Origin of the sequence: Mesorhizobium sp. M1E.F.Ca.ET.063.01.1.1, assembly GCF_003998155.1 — a bacterium.
GTDB lineage: Bacteria > Pseudomonadota > Alphaproteobacteria > Rhizobiales > Rhizobiaceae > Mesorhizobium.
In genome coordinates, this window is record NZ_RZSC01000053.1 from 1 (window position 1) to 17,639 (window position 17,639).

13 protein-coding genes are annotated in these 17,639 nt (G+C 60.3%); 4 read left to right on the plus strand and 9 right to left on the minus strand.

Translation table 11 applies throughout. The annotated features are described in order from the left end of the window. From EOA29_RS07065 to EOA29_RS07105, 8 genes are all read right to left on the minus strand, one after another. A partial coding sequence (locus EOA29_RS07065) for a sugar ABC transporter substrate-binding protein (protein WP_145969632.1) occupies nucleotides 1-1,105 on the minus strand: 1,105 nt, incomplete at its 3' end. Between the two features lie 64 nt (nucleotides 1,106-1,169). Further along, nucleotides 1,170-2,222: a LacI family DNA-binding transcriptional regulator gene (locus EOA29_RS07070; protein WP_127220647.1), complete on the minus strand. Its 1,053-nt coding sequence runs from the start codon at nucleotides 2,220-2,222 to the stop codon at nucleotides 1,170-1,172. A gap of 405 nt (nucleotides 2,223-2,627) precedes the next feature. Further along, on the minus strand, nucleotides 2,628-3,698 hold the full coding sequence (locus tag EOA29_RS07075) for an adenylate/guanylate cyclase domain-containing protein (protein ID WP_126094393.1): 1,071 nt from the start codon (nucleotides 3,696-3,698) through the stop codon (nucleotides 2,628-2,630). A 3-nt stretch (nucleotides 3,699-3,701) separates the two neighbouring features. Then, nucleotides 3,702-4,196: a Rab family GTPase gene (locus EOA29_RS07080; RefSeq protein ID WP_126094394.1), complete on the minus strand. Its 495-nt coding sequence runs from the start codon at nucleotides 4,194-4,196 to the stop codon at nucleotides 3,702-3,704. 13 nt (nucleotides 4,197-4,209) lie between these two features. Beyond that, nucleotides 4,210-7,257, minus strand: a complete 3,048-nt coding sequence (locus tag EOA29_RS07085) for an OmpA family protein (protein WP_126094395.1) — start codon at nucleotides 7,255-7,257, stop codon at nucleotides 4,210-4,212. Between the two features lie 7 nt (nucleotides 7,258-7,264). Next, nucleotides 7,265-7,930, minus strand: a complete 666-nt coding sequence (locus EOA29_RS07090) for a hypothetical protein (RefSeq protein WP_126094396.1) — start codon at nucleotides 7,928-7,930, stop codon at nucleotides 7,265-7,267. Between the two features lie 449 nt (nucleotides 7,931-8,379). Then, nucleotides 8,380-8,688 (minus strand): class I SAM-dependent methyltransferase, encoded by a 309-nt coding sequence (locus EOA29_RS07100; protein ID WP_245464700.1) that lies wholly within the window; start codon nucleotides 8,686-8,688, stop codon nucleotides 8,380-8,382. 75 nt (nucleotides 8,689-8,763) lie between these two features. Continuing rightward, nucleotides 8,764-9,828, minus strand: a complete 1,065-nt coding sequence (locus EOA29_RS07105) for a M35 family metallo-endopeptidase (protein WP_126094397.1) — start codon at nucleotides 9,826-9,828, stop codon at nucleotides 8,764-8,766. A 272-nt stretch (nucleotides 9,829-10,100) separates the two neighbouring features. On the opposite strand from EOA29_RS07105, the gene EOA29_RS07110 reads away from it, so the two are divergent. The 3 genes from EOA29_RS07110 (at nucleotide 10,101) to EOA29_RS07120 (ending at nucleotide 15,814) form a co-directional block, all read left to right on the plus strand. Continuing rightward, complete coding sequence (locus EOA29_RS07110; RefSeq protein ID WP_126094398.1) at nucleotides 10,101-10,715, plus strand: nuclear transport factor 2 family protein; 615 nt, start codon at nucleotides 10,101-10,103, stop codon at nucleotides 10,713-10,715. 99 nt (nucleotides 10,716-10,814) lie between these two features. Next, nucleotides 10,815-12,638, plus strand: coding sequence for a hypothetical protein (locus tag EOA29_RS07115; protein ID WP_210213123.1), 1,824 nt, complete (start codon nucleotides 10,815-10,817; stop codon nucleotides 12,636-12,638). Nucleotides 12,639-12,736: 98 nt separating this feature from the next. After that, nucleotides 12,737-15,814 carry an adenylate/guanylate cyclase domain-containing protein gene (locus EOA29_RS07120; protein ID WP_126094400.1) on the plus strand — a complete coding sequence of 1,026 codons (3,078 nt, stop codon included), beginning with the start codon at nucleotides 12,737-12,739 and terminating at the stop codon, nucleotides 15,812-15,814. Between the two features lie 54 nt (nucleotides 15,815-15,868). Here EOA29_RS07120 and EOA29_RS07125 read toward each other — a convergent pair whose 3' ends face one another. After that, nucleotides 15,869-16,516 carry a class I SAM-dependent methyltransferase gene (locus tag EOA29_RS07125; protein WP_126094401.1) on the minus strand — a complete coding sequence of 216 codons (648 nt, stop codon included), beginning with the start codon at nucleotides 16,514-16,516 and terminating at the stop codon, nucleotides 15,869-15,871. A gap of 424 nt (nucleotides 16,517-16,940) precedes the next feature. Between EOA29_RS07125 and EOA29_RS07130 the strand changes: the two genes are divergently transcribed. Beyond that, nucleotides 16,941-17,639, plus strand: a 699-nt coding sequence (locus tag EOA29_RS07130) for a porin family protein (RefSeq protein ID WP_245468431.1), incomplete at its 3' end; no start/stop codon positions are given.

Below are 17,639 nucleotides of genomic sequence, written 5' to 3' on the forward strand. Positions count from 1 at the left end.
CCACCGTATAGGGGGTCTTGCCCTTGGCCATCGCCTCGGCCGCCACCTGGTAGCGCGGATCGAGGTCCTTCAGCGCGTCCTTGGCGATGTCGCCGCGCACCGGCAGGCTGCCGTATTTGGCGAGGATGGTCTGGCCTTCCAGCGAATAGGCGAAGTCCAAAAACTCCTTCACCACGGCGATCTTCTTGGTGCCCTTGGTGACGACGAAATTGTCGCCGCCGGCAAAGGACGACCAGCCGCCATCCTTGCCCGGCAGGAAAGTGATGCCGTAGTCGACGTCGGGATATTGGGTGTTGAGCGCGCCGATGGCGAAGGCGCCGGACGGCGAAATGCCGATCTTGCCGCCGGCGAAGGCGGCGAAGAAATTGGCGCCGGTGTCGGTCTGCGCGCCTTCAGGCACCAGGCCCTTCTTCACCATCGAGCGGTAGAGGTCGATGGCGCCGCGCAGTTGCGGGCTGTCCAGCGTCGCCTTCGAGCCATCCTCGGAGAGGATGTCGCCGCCCGAGGCCCAGATCAGCGGTGTGAAGGTGAAGATGTTGCAGCCGCCGCAATTGCCGGAGAAATAGAAGCCCTTGATGTCGCCGCCGAGCGCGTTGACCTTCTCGGCGTCGGCCTCGATCTCGGCCCAGTTGGCCGGCCCCTTCTCGGGATCGAGCCCCGCCTGCTTGAACAGCTTCTTGTTCCAGATCAGCACCGATGAGTCGGCCGAGAACGGCAGGCCGTAGATGCGGCCCTTATAGGTGCCGGTCTTCACATGCGCCGGCGACAGGCTGGAAAAATAGGGCAAGGATTTCGCCCAGTCGGTGATGTCCTCGAGCTGGCCGGCGGCGGAGAAGGACGGCGTGTAGATCAGGTCGAGCGACAGCGCGTCGGGCGCGGTGCCGCCGGCGGCGGCGGCGCCATATTTCGGGATGATCTCGGCGTTCGGAATGATGTCGAGCTTGATCTGGTCCTTATGCGCCTTGTTGAAGGCGTCGACGATGCGCGGCATGAAGTTCGAGCCGTCGGCGCGCACCCAGATGTTGGCGGTCTCGGCGGACGCGGCCTGCAGGCCGCCGCCGATCACGGCCGCGGCAAGCGCGAACTTGGCGATCAAGGTCTTCACGATATTCCTCCTCATGGTTCTCCTCCCGGTTTGGCCGTTGCGCGACGGCCGTTTCGTTTCTGCCTCAGCCGCCCGGCGGACGGCCGCATGACTGACGCACCACCAGCCGGCACGGCAGTTTCCTGATGCCCGGCGCGGCCGGCTGGCCGCCCACGAGCGAAAGCAGGGCAAGCCCGGCCTCGCGGCCGAGCGTCGAAAGATTCATGTCGACCGAGGTGAGCGGCGGGCGCGTCGCCTCGGCCACGATCTCCCAATTGTCGAAGCCGATGACGCCGACATCGTCGGGCACGCTGATGCCGCGCTCGCGCAGCGCGTCGATGACGCCGCGGGCGATCTGGTCGTTGCCGCAGAAGACCGCGTCCGGCCAGCCTTCCCTGCCCGCCTTGCCGAACAGCTTTGCCACCGCCTCGTGGCCCCAGGCTTCCGACCAGGCGCCCAGCAGCGGCTCGGCGACCGGCAGGCCGTTCTCCTCGAGAACATCGCGGTAGGCTTGCGCGCGCGCGTGCACCACCGCGAAGCTCTCCGGGCCGCTGACATGGGCGATGCGGCGGCGCCCGAGCCGCAAAAAGTGCTCGACCGCCAGCCGCGCGCCGCCGGCATCGTCGGAGACAAGGCCTACCGCGCCGGGATCGGGCTGGGTGAAGGCATAGACGACGGGCACGCGCAGATTGGAGAGGTCGACCGGCAGGTGGCGGTCGATGCGTTTTCCCGTGGCGATGATGCCGTCGACGCGCTTGTCGAGCATGGCCTCGACATGCAACTGGCCGAGCCGCGTGTCGTCCTCGACATTGCACAGGAACACCGACACGCCATTGTCGACCAGCGCATCCGAAACGCCCGCCATCAGCGGCAGCGAGAAGCGGCCATAAGTATCGTTGGTGAGCAGGCCGACGGTAAAGCTCCGCTTACGAAGTAGGCTCTGCGCCAGGCTGTTCGGCCGGAAACCGAGCCGCCGCGCCGTCTCGCGAATGCGCTCGCGCGTCTCGGCGGTCATGCGCCCCTGCCCGTTCAGCGCCCTGGACGCCGTCGCCACGCTGACCCCGGCCGCGGCCGCCACCTCGCGCAGGGTGACCGGCGGCTTGGCGGAAACTGGCGCCGGCTCGGCGTCGGAAGACATGGTCGCGGCGAATTCCCTGAGTTGGGAAAAGGTTTTCTCTTGCCGCCTGCGCGAAGATGACGGGTGAGGTCAGCGGACGCGGAGCGATTTGGGAAAAGGTTTTCTCAAAGGCGAGATTAAGGGAAGGTGGAGGGGTTGCCAAGGGGGGTGGGATAACAGAAGCAGCTGTCCGCTCGCGCTAGCTAGTACAGGTCCGCGTCGTCCTCCCACCGAACCAACGCAAATTGCTGGCGGTGCAGGGAAGAATGACAGCGGACGTTGCATCTCAGGATCCGATGTCCTGAGTTGACCCAGGACAGACCGTTGGCGGTCGCTTGGTGCTCGACAGCTTCGCGCACCTCTGCGGACATTCTAAACAATGATGTTTGACTGGCTTAAGGTGGGTCGGCACCGCCAAGCGGCAAATCAGGCCGGGAGCCGCCACATTCGCACACGACCGGTGCCACGCAATTCCGTTTCCCCGAGCGGGTCGCAAGTAAAATCCGATCCGAGCAATTGGTGGGTTGCATCCGAAATACGGATTTCATCAGGCTCCGCGGCCTTTTGAATGCGCGCGGCGAGATTGACGGTGTCGCCCCACAGGTCATAGACAAACCGCCTTTTGCCTATGACGCCCGCCACGATCGGTCCGGAGTGAATTCCAATTCTGAGACTTAGCGGTTCGCCGGCGAAGCGCTCCCGCCTGGCCGCGTCCCGCAGCTCAAGCGCATAGTTCGCAAGGGCTTGCGCATGGTCGGATCGCGCGGTGGGCAGGCCGGCGACCGCCATGACACAATCGCCGATGGTCTTGATCTTTTCGCAGCCGTGTTGTTCCGAGAGCAGATCCGCCGCCTTGAAGAAGTAATTCAAGATAGCGAGCGTCGTCGTGGCTCCGACGCTCCGCGCTCTTTCCGTAAAACCGACGATGTCGGCAAAAAGCACGCTGACCTCTGCGTGGTTGTCTGCAATTTGCTCGTCCGCTTTCAGCCGCTCCGCGATCGATGCGGGAAGAATGTTGAGGAGCAGGGATTCGGCGCGCCGGTATTCGCGCGACAAACCCTCCTGGCTCTCCCTCAATGCCTCGTTCGTCGACTGCAGCTTCGCATTGAGTTGACGCTCTCTCTCCTGCAGGAGCGTCATTTCATATGCCTTCTGTTGAAGCCGCTGCTGGTTGTCGCGTTCGGGAGTAGCGTCGAGAAAGAGCAGCCACACCGTGCCGCCGTCGCCAAAGAGATGAAGGTCCGCGACACGCCCGCCGGGCAGTTCCACCATGGGCATTTGATATGGAAGCTCCGGGCAAGGAAGCAGCCCTTCCATGAATTCAAGCTGATCGGCAACGGGCTTGCCAATGCGAAGCGACGAGAGCCCGTAATGTTCGGTGCTGCCGCCCTTCGCGACTATGTATTGCCGGGCGTCAATTTTCAGATATGCGGCAGAGCGCTCATTATAGAAGAAATCGTATATCCAGCTTCTGACTTCTTTCGGCACTCTGGGCATGGTCTACTTGGCGATCATCGAAGCAAGCTGACGAAACGCATCATCAACATGTTCGCCCGAAAGCGCGCTTGTCAGATAGATTTGCCATCCACGTTGCTTCAGTTCGTCAATCTCACCATCCGATATTGCCCACCGATCGGCCAGATCGGATTTGTTGAACAGCAATACGAACGGCATGGCGCCGAATTCGGCCTCGGCCCGCTCGCGCAGCGTGAGCGCCACGGCAAGAGTAGCGGGCCGGGTTCCATCGACGACAAGCACGAGCCCGGTCGCACCTCGTACATAGCTGACGCGGAATGAACCGATATCGTCTTCGCCGGCCAAATCCCACAAAATCAGATCCACGGTTTTGTCCGGTAACGTGACGCTCTTCTTGTCGATTTTCACGCCAACCGTGGTCAGGTAGTTTTCCGAGAAGATGCTTTGGACAAACCTGCGTACCAGGCTCGTCTTTCCGACAGCAAACCCACCCAACATGCAGATCTTTTTTTGCAGCATCCTGGGCTCCGCACTACTCCAGGTTCACCGTAACCGAAACCCGGCGATTGGTGGAGTTCCCAGTTCGACTATTTTCATTTTCGGGCACCGCCGGCTCAAAGGTGCCGGCGCCCCGAACCAGCAGCAGTTCCGGAGCGACGCCGCGCTTGTTGAGAAGCGCGCGAACTGTCTCGGCGCGGGCGGCGCTGATCGACGCGTTGGCCGTCTCACGGCCCGTTGTGTCCGAATGGCCGGTCAACATGAACCGCGCTGTCACGCCTGCCTTGCGGGCATTTTCGGCGAATTCCTTCAACTGATCAGCCAATCTGTCGAGTATCGGCGTCTGCTCCGGTCCCGGGACAACTCTACCGGAAGAGAAGAAAATATCGGTCGTCTGGATGGCCTCTCTCAAATGATTAAGTTCTGCAAGGTTCAACTCGCGCAGTTGCGAGACATCCAGAACCACTCCGTCCGCCGAAAGTTGGTCGGCGGCGGCCTGCGCCCGGCTGATCCAGCCGGCAGGAGCCTCGCCCACGACAACGATGCGACCCTGGACGATCGAAAGCCGAACCGATTTCGGCGGGGACAGGGACGCCGTCAGCCGCTTCACCACGAACTTCGGATCAAGACTCTGATAGAATTGCCACTGTGAATGAACGCGGGCAGGATCAACCTCCGTTCCGGACAGCAGAGCTTGCGGGTCGGCGGCAAGAGGGTCTCTCAGACCGGAAATGTAGAAATGTCCGCCCCTCGCCGTTTGTTGAGCAACGATGATTCCCGGTTGGGCCTCAAGTCGCGACACATAATACTGCCAATGCTCCGCCGCGCGTGCATCGGGGCTCACATCACGAACCTTGGAGATGTCGAACTCCGGTCCGCCTACTGAAAGCTGTCGTGCCGCTGCGCGCGCCCGATCTATCCAGGTGTCGGGAGCCTCACCCTCGGCAACGATGCGGTCATTGACGATCGAAAGTCGCACTTTATCCGTCGGATACAGCGACGCCGTCAGCCGCTTCAACACGAACACCGGCTCAAGGCTCTGATAGAATTGCCAGCTTGCATGAACACGAGCGGGATCGACCTGCGTCCCCGACAGCAGCGACTGCGGGTCGACGGCAAGCGGGTCTCTCAGGCCGGTAATATAGAATTGGCCATCGCGCACATTCTGTTGGGCGACGATGATGCCGGGCTGCGTCTCCAGTCGCGACACATAGGCCTGCCAGCGCTCCTCGGGGCTCACATCACGGACCCCGGAGATGTCGAAGACCGGGCCGCCGGCTGAAAGCTGCTGGGCGGCGGCCCGCGCCCGGTTGATCCACGCAGTGGTGGCCTCACCCGCGGCAACGATGCGATCATTGACTACTGAAAGCCGCACAGAATCCGGCGGCGCCAGCGACGCAGTCAGCCGCTTCAGCACGAACTGCGGCTCAAGGCTCTGGTAGAATTGCCAGCTTGCATGAACACGCGCGGGATCGACCTGCGTTGCGGCCAACAGCGACTGCGGGTCGGCGGCAAGCGGGTCTCTCAGACCGGTGATATAGAATTGGCCGTCGCGCACATTCTGATCGGCGACGATGATGCCAGGCTGGGTCTCCAGTTGCGACACATAGGCCTGCCAGCGTTCCTCGGCGCTCACATCGCGGACCCCGGAGATGTCGAAGACCGGGCCGCCTGCCGAAAGCTGCTGGGCGGCGGCCCGCGCCCGGTTGATCCATGTGGTGGTCGCCTCACCCTCGGCGACGATGCGACCATTGACTACTGAAAGCCGCACCGAATCCGGCGGCGCCAGCGACGCCGTCAGCCGCTTCAGCACGAATTCCGGCTCGAGGCTCTGATAGAACTGCCAGTTTGAATGAACGCGGGCGGGATCGACCTCCGTTCCCGACAACAGCGACTGCGGGTCGGCGGCGAGCGGGTCTCTCAGGCCGGCAATGTAGAACTGGCCGCCGCGAATTTCTTGTTTGGAAACGACGATCCCCGGCTGCGTCGCCAGTCGCGACAGATACGTCTGCCAGCGCTGCCCGGCTTGCCAGGAAAGAAAGAACCAGGCGCCTGCCGCAGTCAGAATCAGCAGGGCTGCCATCACCACCAGCCACGGGAATCCCTCTTTTGAATCCGTATGCTGCAGCTCGACACAGGTCTGCAACTGGGTCTCTACGCCGGGTAACTGCGAGGTGTCCCCGTCGAAGCGCTCCAAAGCCTGCGAGGACTGATCATGGATGCGAAGCAATACGTCGCGGATTACGTCATGCAACTCCTCCGGCGGATTTCCCCTGATCACCGCAACCAGCGTCGCAAACGGTCCGACTTCCGACCAGAGGCGAAGCTCTCCGAACCGGATGGTGTCCAGGCCGCTGTTTTCTTTCTCGTTGAACGAGTCCTTCACAAAATCCTGGATTGCGCTGAGCATCGAGGAAATCAGTTGAGGGTCTTCGCTGGTCGCGTTTTCGGCCGTTACATGCGCGATCAAAAGCCCGGAGCTGCGGCTGATGAGAAAGACATGCTCCACGCGATAGACGAGAGAATGCTTGAGAACGACTTCGGAGAAGCTTGTTCCCGTTCTCCAGGCCTCAAATCTCCACTTGAGGCCATGCCAGGTAAATATATGCCTTAAAGATTCATTCAGCGACTGGAAGGTCTGGTCAATCTTTTCGCCAATCGACTTGCGAATGGCCGGCAGAAACACCGGATACAATATATCGGTCAGCGCGCTGGGGTTCTTCTGGATGGACCGTTGCGCAGCCCTCTCGACAGCTGGCGCAAGGGCCTCGCCGAGCTGCACAAGAGACGCCCCTGCGGCTGCGGTGGGGAGAACGCTCCCCACTGCAGCCGCAAGCTGCTCAGGTTCGTCGAGCAGGTGCGTAACGCGTGAAAGTTCCGAGATTTCGTGGCCGACGAGCAGTTGGCGAAGCCTTTCCAGCCGATGATCGGCGGCTGGGATTCCTTCGTAAAGCGCATGGTTGTCCGGATCGACGTTCCGGGCAATTTCCACCAACAGGCGAGCCAGAGCCTCGCGATCAATCCCGGTATCGTTCGAAGCTGGTCTTTGAGGAAGGCTGATTGGTTCGACGCTCGACGTCAACTTCCGATCAACTCACTTTCCAGCCACGCTCCGAATTGCCCTTGCTGCCGACGGGATCCTGATTGAGACATTTCGCGACCTCGACAAACAGGCCGGCCAAAAGATTCCGGTCGGTCTTGACGTTGCTGAGATCGGAAAAGATCTTCTCCATCAGCATTTGAGCGCTTTCATTCTTTTGCTTGATTTCCTCGCGCAGCAATTGGTCGCTTCTGTTCATGCGATCCGCTATTTCGCGCTCGAGCTCGCTCAATTGATCAGACAAAGCGCGCACCTGCTTTTCAAGCGCCTGATTTTGATCGCGAAGATTGCGGTCGATCTCCTTGTCGGCCTCGGCCCGCGCATCTTTTTCGTTCCGCAACTGCGTCGCCAGCGAGTCGACCTGCTTCTTGGCATTCGACTCGTAGGTCTCAAGATTGCGCTTGGCCTCGGATTCGACATCCTTGAACCGCTGCAGGAACCGTTCCTCAAGTTTGGAGAAGCGGCGATCATAGTCCTGCATCTGATTGCCGAACAGCAGATCGCGTATCTTGTCGACACCTGGAGCGTCACCGCCGGGCCCGCCGTCGCGCGCTTGGGGAGCCATAAAGTTCAGCCCGTTTCCCTCTGCATTACCTATCAGATTTGCTTCCGCTTTGCTTGCTGAAGAAGCGGCCGTCGAAGATTCCTTAGCCATCACTATGCCCCAATTGCCCAGTGTAAAACTTAGAAACGCGAAATTATGTCAGACAAATACCCGGCCCGCAAGCTGGAATCCTCTTGTCTTAAGCCGATTCAGGCGTCCCTTGTTCCTCTCTTGGACTAGCAACGAATGCACGAGTTCTGATTGGTGTCTCCCGCGCACCTTTTCGCGAAAGCGGGAATAACCGGATAGTCTAATTGACAATTTTGCGCAATATCCTATTGAATTGAGTAATACACGTTAATTATAGATAGTGCTCAAATTAGGTTGCTCAAAGTCTTTAGGCGCATCGCAATTCGATGATCTATCGGCGCACATGCCGTAGCACACCCGGTTGCGATCCCCCGTTGAGCCAATCTTTCCTCGCCCGATGCGCCGATTGGCTCGCGGAGCTGAAGGCCGCGCGTGAGGACGCCCCCCTGCCCGGCACTGCCTTGGCAGGCCTACACCTTCCTAAAGAACCCGGACAGAATGTTCGGGCCCGCTTCGCCGGGGCGCAGCCTGATGCCGTCCTCGAATGAGTTCAGCGTCACGCACTCGTAGCCGTTGTAGGCGAGCAGCGCCACCAGCGAGTCGGGGTCGAAGTGGTGCAGGTGCTCGTTGGGGAGGCGCATGCGCCAGGTGCGGAACCAGGCGTCGCCGTCGGCGCCGAGCTCACGCCAGCGGCAATAAGGGACGGCGACGGCCAGGTGCCGGGTCTTGAGGCGGCCGAGGAAAGTCAGATCCGGGATGTGCTCGAGCACGTCGAACATGGCGACGAGATCCCAAGAGCTAAGCAAGCGCCTCTTCCCAACTGACCATGCTAGCTCAGTTGCGTGTGGCGTTCCTCACATCGGAAGATCCGGGTTGTTCTCGGCAAAGTATTCATGATTGTCAGCGTTATATGTGGCTCTAGGTGGGTTTTCAGCCGCGAGTGTCTTGGCGTCATTTTGGCCATAGACATAATCCCTTGTCGCCGCGACGACGCCAAAGTGACTCACTTCGTGTATGATGGTTCCGGATCTCGAATCCGTTCCTTGCAGGGCGGCGTACCAGAACTTGCTACAGACAAAAATCTTGTAAGGCTGGTCCGGGTAGACATATGCATAGTCGATTGGTTCGCAATCGCTGCCGTGGCATCCAAATGATATCGCCTTGTTTCTGAGAGCATCCGAAATCTTCGAGAAATTTCCGGCGACCCTTGCGTACAGCCCCGCGGTATGCGCCCCGAACCAGGTCAGATATCTTTGGGAACTGGGTTGCTGGGCTGGAGGCGTGTTCTGCAAAACCTGCAGGGCAGCCGAGGCTATGTTGCTTGCTTCCGCCAGCGCAGCTCCAAGATCATCCTGTTGAGAACTGTCACACTGGTCGAATTCGGGCACCGACAGCGGTACCCGCTGTGGAGGAATCCGACCTGACAGAAGCCTGAACGTGGCAGCGTTGCTCACAACTGCCGCCCGTCTCAGGGCGCCTGGACGGCCGACCAGCAGATCCGCTCCCTCGGTATCATAGGTAACGGCATAGTTCCCTGCTTCATAGATAGCGTAGTACAATGACAGATCGACGGGCGCCGAAATCGATTGCCCGGGCTCGATATTGATGAAGTCAGCCTCAGTGGGCTCTCCTCGCTTTGCCAAACGGCCTATATACTGAATTGGCTGCGATCCCCTCGTCACTGAGAACAAGTCCGCGGAGACGCCGTTGATCGGCGTGGTCCAGCTGAGCACCCTGATCGAGCTGCGCGATCGGTTGGTGAGAGTAAAGTCAATAATAAGGGGGGTATCGTTTCCATAAGAAGGCAGGCGCGATTGCAGAACTATCTCAATTTCCAGATTCTGCTGCGCAAACGCCAGCGGGATAACGCTAAAAAAAAACGACAGTATAAGTGCCAATTTCCGAACAATACTTGGCATTTTACGCCCCCATATAACCACGATTAGACGGTGTTGCTGCGTCTACGCGAGTTTTTAGTTTGCCATAACATACCAGAATCGCCCGCGGCCACCTGGCAATTGGGTATGAATTGCTGCGGGCCGGGGGATTCAAACTTACCGCAAATTCAGAAATTCAGGAACACGAAATCATGTCCGTGGCCGCGAACGTCACTGATTTCGACTGACACCTTTTTCGGTGTGGTATAAGATAAACGGGTACTTTCCCATCAAGCTCCATAGAGGGGGCCATCATGAGCGAGCGTCGGAAAGGCATAATCACTAATTGTTTGAGAAATTTTGCCCTGGTTTTCGGGTTCTGTGTTGCTTTCAGCGGCACTGCTTCAGCTGATTCATGCGCAGATGCTACTTCCGGTTGGAATCTCGAGAATCCTCCGGCCGAAGATCGCCAGGCAATTCAAGATCTTTTGTCCCGCTATGCCTGGACGATCGACGAAAGAAATGCGGCCGCGTTCACTGCCCTCTTTGCGGAACCGAAATCGTCTTACTATCAGATTTGCAGTTCAGGCGACAGTATCCTCAAGTTGACACTCGACTTTGGCCCGGAGTCGCCAGACGATCTTCTTGAGCAGATGAAAATAATATTAAAGAAAATGAAAACCGATCAACTCCAGACCCGGCATCTGGTAACCAACACCTTGTTCGATGTGGTTGACGATAAGACAGTGAATACCAAATCGATAGTCCTGGTCACTCTGCAGGACTCCCACTCTCCGGCACCGGTTCTTGACTATTCGGCGGATGCCCGGGCCTCCTTTGTGAAGGGCAACGACGGCACGTGGCGATTTCAATCGCTCACAGTCTACGCCGACTATGTTGTTGGCTCTGTCGCAGCCAAGAAGCGATGACGCCTGAAGATCGGCTATGGTTTCACTGGCACGCTCCAGTGGGCTGAAATGCGTGTCGTTGCGCTGATCGCCGCTGTCCTCGGCATTGCGTTTCTCCTGTTGTCCGGGGCGATCGGGCTTCGACATTTAGCTTTTGTATCGACGCCGCAAGCCGGTGAGAGGCAAGGCTCCGATTTCGCTTTCGCTCAGGCTGAATCTGATCGGAGGTCGTTCGCCGACGCCGTTACGCGATGGAACCCCGACATCTTCTGGGCGCCGGCCTCGAAGAGCACCGACGTCATAACCAGGTCCGGCGATGAAGCGCGGGCGGTGTTCGGTCCTATTCCCGACGGCGATTGCGACAGCCCGCAAATGAAGGTCATTCCGGTTGAAGTCGACGGCAATGTCGTCGACCTCAAGCCCAATCCGATAAAACCGGGCTCTCCGCTGGAGTTCGAGCACAGGAACGAGAACGGCGAGGTGGTGAAATGGACGGCGACATTGCCAAAGTGCGACAAGCCTTCGCTGACCGGCAGCACGACCTACTGTGGGCTGAACTCACGTGTCGTAAGGGTCGTGCGCGGCAACGTTGAATGGCTGTTCCTCTGCAGAAAATCCAATATCAGTCAGGAGGTCAGCACCGATCCCTTCTGGACGCGATCGGACCCGAGGTTTTCCGTCTTCGGCACCATCGGGTTCAACCGGAAATCCGGAGAAATTGTCTTCTTCGACGGCCGCAAGGACTGGAGCGAGTTCGATTGGTCAAAGCCCTTCGTTCCGCCGGGCGGGCGCAACTATTCCGATGAAGTCGGAAGGGCTGCGGCGCAGAAAATCTACGATCCCACGTTCCAGATCTCGTGCCATGCATGCCATGACAACAAAAGCCCCTATGTGATCGATCCGCACATTGAACAGAGCAGGGTCGGTTTCCGTTCAGCCGGCGATTCCAGATCGACCGCCTTCAGCCTGGGAGATTTTCTACCGCATCGGCCGCGGCTGCCGGGCGCGCCGTTCCGCGTGGTCGGCTCCGGCTACACCGGCACCTACCGCAATGAACTCAGCCAGGCCAGAACGGTCGAAGATCCGACGGGCAACTGCACAAGCTGCCATACGCTTACCACACAAGTCACGGGCCGCCGTTTTGCCGCGGACGCAGCGGGGCATGAGCCGACGGTCACGTTGCCAACCTGGGTTCAATTGCTCGAGTTGCACGAGGAACAGACGGTCTATGGCGAGATAGCCGCACACCGGACGGACTGGGCGGCCGGCAGCGGCGGCATCCATCCCTGGATGTTGCCGGGTTCCGGCAATGACCTGTCCTCCAGCGCACCGCGACTGAGCTCAGAGGATTGGCGGAAGCTGAGCGACTGTCTATGGGGAGCCGGTGGCTCCGAGTGCGGCTACCGCCCGCTCTACACTGGCTGCCCGGCGCCAGAGGCGGAGGATGAAGGCTCTTCGCTCGCCGATGCCAAGATCCAGGTTTTGCCTCCACCGCCCGGAGAGGCGGTTAGAAATCGTGTCCTTCGCGTAAGCTGGACCTTTCGCAACGGCTACGGGGGTGTCCCAGAGCGCGACGATGTCAGGATCAATGTGGCAGTCAGCGCGGGCGCGATTCCGGCAAACGGGGATCCGCCGCAAAACGGTGAATATCCGAGCATCGAGGAGGCAAAGGGCACCAGCATCGAGGCCATCTCCGGTCCAGTCGGCTCAGCCGGCTCCAGCTTGCTGATCGAGAACGTTTCGTTTGCCGGTCACACGAAATGGAGCGATCCGACGCCGTCGATCTCGCCGCGCACCTTCCAGATCGACCTGCCTGGCGAATGCAACCGACGCACCTTGATCCGCCTGGTGCCCAAACGGTTCTGCTTCGACCAGAGCCAGGCGGCATTCAGCGAGGCAGACCATTTGATCTACGCCGATGTTCAGTGCGGCGAGCTTCGATGATCCACCTTGACGCGATCGAAAGCGGCTGGTGAGCGCCGGGATTTGCGATAACATGACCGGGCGCTACATGGTCGCCGCACCAAGGAGGGTCCCGGAGCTTGACCACGCCGGTTCCATTGGCTAGCCCGATTTTGCCCAGCAGTCCGGCGAAGTCTGTTGCGGAGCGGCGTTATCTCACCATCCTGTTCTGCGACATGGTGGGGTCGACCGAATATGCCGACCGCCTGGATCCCGAGGATTTCCAACGCCTGATCGAGAGCTTTCTGCAGACCTGCAGCAGCGTCGTTCGGCGCCACAAGGGCGTGACCGCCAGCTACATCGGCGACGCCATCCAGGTCTATTTCGGCTATCCAATAGCCGGCGAGGACGACAGCGAGTTCGCGGTGCTGGCGGCACTCGAGATCATCGATGCGGTGGCCACCATCTCGGCAAAACAGGGATATCCGCTGCAAGTGAGGTTGGGTATCGCGAGCGGCCAGGTCGTGGTGGGGGAGTTCGTCGGTGCGCCGAGCGGAGTGTCCACCGTCGCCTTCGGCCACGTCGCGCATCTGGCGGCGCGGCTGCAGGTACTGGCCAAGCCGAATACGATCCTTGTCGACGCGGCGACCTTCGAGGCCGCGAGCGGCGCGATTGATTTCACCACGTTCGGCAAACATGAGCTGAAGGGATTCGCCGAGCCAGTCCAGGTCTGGCAGGTGCAACGGCAGCGCATGGTCCCGACCCGCTTTGCAAAGCGCGCGCATATGACCAAGCTGTGCGGCCGCAACGCCGAATTGCGACTGCTGATGGAGCGCTGGGAGACCGTCGCGCGCGACAGGCGCGGCAATGCGGTATGGGTTTCGGGAGAGTCGGGGATCGGCAAATCCCGGTTGCTCAACGAAGTCCAGCAGCGCCTGCGCAGCTTTCCGCAACTGACCATGCAATGTTCTCCGACCTTTGAGAACAGCACCCTTTATCCATTCCTCGCAGAGTTGCAGAGGATCGCAACGATCGAGGACGCTGACTCGACGGAAGAAAAGCTGCGAAAGCTCAGCAACGCATTGTCGATCGGTTCGGTGTACAGCGACGTCGCGCTGGCGATCTTCTCGAGCCTGCTCGGCATACCTGCGACCAGGCCGGACAGGCTCGAGGGGATAAGCGCCGAACGACAGCGAAACATCGCCGAGCAAGCGCTCATGGATCTGGTCAGTTATCTGGCGCGTACCACCCCGATCCTGATCCTGTTCGAAGATGAGCAATGGGCCGACGCGACCTCGCGCGAGCTTCTCGACAAAATCGTCGCCAGCCTGGCTTCGACGCCTGCGCTGTTGCTCGTATCGAGCAGGAACAACGCAACCGTTCCATGGTTCGACAGGCCGGATGTGCATCACATCAGGCTTGAAGCGCTCGGCCGCGAGGATGCCGAGGCGATTGTCCATGACATCAGTCCGAATGCGCTCGCTGCCGATGTTTCAGTGGTGCTCGATCGCAGTGAAGGCGTCCCGCTCTACATCGAGGAGCTTGCTCGGAGCGTGGTCGAAACCGGGTTGCGGCTGGACGCGCCTCAGCCGAAGCGTTCGTCACTTGCGAACAACATTCCAAACTCCCTGCAGTTCTCGCTGCTTGCCCGCCTCGACAGGCTGGGGCCCGCCAAGGAAGTTGCGCAGATCGCGGCGGCGATCGGCCGCAAATTCGATTTCGACGTCCTGCACGAGATTTGCGATTGGCCCGAAGCGGAGTTGCGCGCCGCAGTTGGCGACCTGACGCGCACGGGGCTGATCGTAGCCGAGCGAGGGACGGCCGGCGCGGGCTTTTCGTTCACCCACGTGCTCCTGCAGCAGGCCGCCAGAGGCACGATGCTGCACGAACGCGCGCAGCAGGTTCACCAATCGATTGCCGAATGTCTCGAACTGCGCGACCACAACGCAGCCTATCCCGAAGTGCTCGCCGAACATTTCGCCGACGCAGGTCTGTTCGATCGCGCCGCCGACTACTGGCTGCTGGCAGGGGTGAAGGCGGCTAAGACCTGGGCAAAAGCCGACGCAGTGCGTATTTTCAGGAAGGGCCTTGAAGCCGCAAAGCTCCTTCCTGAATCCGACGATCGCAGCCGCAGGCTGCTTCGCTTCGAACTGGAGTTGGGCGACGTGCTCTATGCCGCGCAAGGCTACGTGACGGGCGAAGGCAGCGCCGCATATCAGCGGGCCATAGCACTGAGCGGGAAGCTCGGCGAACCGGAATCGACGATCAGGGCGCTCGACGGGCTTTTCGGAACCCATTTCAATTCAGGCCAGTTTGGCAAGGCCCTTGCGGCCAGCGATGAGTTAATTCGGGTCGGCGAGCAGGGCGATTACCTGAACGCGCTCGTCATAGGTTTGCAGTTCAAGGGGATGACTCTGTTCTGTCAGGGCGAGTTGGTGGCGGCCCGGCAATATCTCGAGCACGCTCTCAGCTACAAGGGCAGTGCAGACAAGGTCGGCAGCGACTTTCCGAGCATGGCCATGATCTATCTTTCGTGGACCTTGCATATTCTGGGATATCGCCATCAAGCGCTGAAACTCTACCGCGAGGCGGAGGCGACCGTTCGGCAGCAGTCGGCATATCGCCTGGCCGCCTGCCTGGGAAACGGATGCGTGTTGTTCGCCTTCCGCGAAGAGAGCAGTTTGATCGCTCGACTGGCGGATGAACTCCTGCCGCTGGCGCAGGAAAACGGCTTCAATCTCTGGGAAAGGGTGGCGCGCTTTTTTGGCGGCCTGGCTGCATCTGACCTCGATGACAGTCCGGGGGGAAGCCACATGATGGCATTGACCGAAAGTGATCTTGAAGATCAGGAGGTCGACAAGTCGTGTTATTTAGGTTTACTGGCCAAGGCTTTCATGAACTCTGGGCAATTCGATATAGCGGCGGAGACCGTTGAGAAAGGTCTGCGCGAGGCCGGAAAGATCGGCGAGCATTACTTTACAGCTGCCCTGCTTCGCATTCGCGGTGAGATCGAACTTGCAAATGGAGCAGGAGACAGAGCGGCGGAGGCTTCCTTCCGCGAGGCGATTGCCTTTGCGCGGCGGCAGAGCGCCAGGAGCTGGGAGTTGCAGGCAACCAACAGTCTGGCGAAGCTATTGCGGTCACAGGGTAGGTTCGAAGAGGCTCGTGCTGAATTACGGGAAGTCAACGATTGGTTCATCGCGGCAGACGTGGCGTAGTCCCCGCATGAGCCCCCTCGCCGGCTATACCTTGGCGGGCGCCGATGGAAACGCCTACCGCTTCCTGAAAAACCCGGACAGAATGTTCGGGCCCGCTTCGCCGGGCCGCAGCCTGATGCCGTCCTCGAATGAGTTCAGCGTCACGCACTCGTAGCCGTTGTGCGCAAGCAGCGCCACCAGCGAGTCGCGGTCGAAGTGGTGCAGGTGCTCGTTGGGGAGGCGCATGCGCCAGGTGCGGAACCAGGCGTCGCCGGCGGCGCCGAGCTCGCGCCAGCGGCAGTAAGGGACGGCGACGGCTAGGTGCCAGGTCTTGAGGCGGCTTAGGAACCCCAGATCCGGGATGTGTTCGAGCACGTCGAACATGGCGACGAGATCCCACGCGCCGGCGAGCGCCTCATCCCAACCGACAAAGCGGACACCCGTGGGCAGCGGAAACTCGGCGATATCGCAGCCGGCGCAGTCGGCGACCCCGGTAATCTTGGCGGCTTCGACGAAGGTGCCGGTGCCGTATCCAATCTCCAGCACCGAGCGAGGGATCTCGCCGGTTACCCCCAGAACCCAGCCAAGCCGCTGATAACCGAGCTTGATGGTCCGGTCGCTCAGGTCCTCGTAATAGGAGATGTATTGTTTGTCGTACTTGATCGGTGTGAAGTCGATCTGGTGGATCACGCCAAAGCGGTCCACCTCGTAGTTGTCCAACATTGCCCAGCTGCCCTCCGGAGTCCGGATTCTTACACGGCGGAGCTAAACGCAGCGTAACTTGCGGGAGCGGTCCGCCAAACCCTGGCATGCGGCAAGATTCCAGGCACGGGGAAAGCGCTGCAGCTTGGTCTTCTCGAGCCAAGGGAGCGTACGCGCGAGCCGCCAGTCCATGCGGCTGGCCCAGCTACAACCGAGCGGCAAGTCCAGGCGCCGCGGCTATCCACAACCGGACCGACCATTTCTGGGTGCATCGCCGGTTTCCGCCTTTCGTTACGGCAGATTGCCTACCCATGTGGCATTTCTGCCACCACTGATTGAGACAACCCCTGCTAGAAACGCGGCGGGTTCTTAAATGGGGTTTGGGGCTATGCTTACGCGCTTTTCAGCGAAATCTATTCTTTTGTCTGCCGTTTCGGTTCTCGCCTTGACGTCCGCCGCGCATGCCGCCGACGTTGTGCAGGAGCAGGCGGCGCCGGGCTTCAACTGGAGCGGTCTCTATGTCGGCTTCGGCGTCGGCGCCGGCGCCAATGTACATGAGATCAGCGGCGATATCCTTCCGGGCGCCTCGCTCAACGGCATCGGCGGCGAAGGCATCTATGGCGAAGCCACCGTCGGTTACGACTATATGGTCTCGCAGCGCTTCCTGCTGGGCGCCCTGCTCGACGCTCACGTCGGCACCATCAAGACTTCGCTCGACGCGTTCGGCCTCGATGCCGACGTCAAGGAGACCTACGGCTTCGACGTCGGCGTGCGCGCCGGCTATCTCTTGACGCCGAACACGCTGGCTTACGTGCTGGGCGGCTACGCCTGGCAGAAGTACAAGCTCGACACCAATGCCGGCTTCGGCATGGACTGGGATCAGGGCGGCTATTTCCTCGGAATTGGCGCCGAAGCCGCCATCAACGCCAACTGGACGCTCAAGGGCGAATATCGCTACACGCGCTTCAGCACCACGGACGACCTGCTTTCGCAGTTCGGCGCGCCGGACGGCACGCTCAACCTCGACACCTCTCGCCATACCTTCCAGGTGGCCGCCAGCTATCGCTTCAACGCCGCCAATGGCGGGGCTGCCCGCCTCGAGACGCCGAGCTACCACTGGACCGGCCTCTATGTCGGCGGCGGG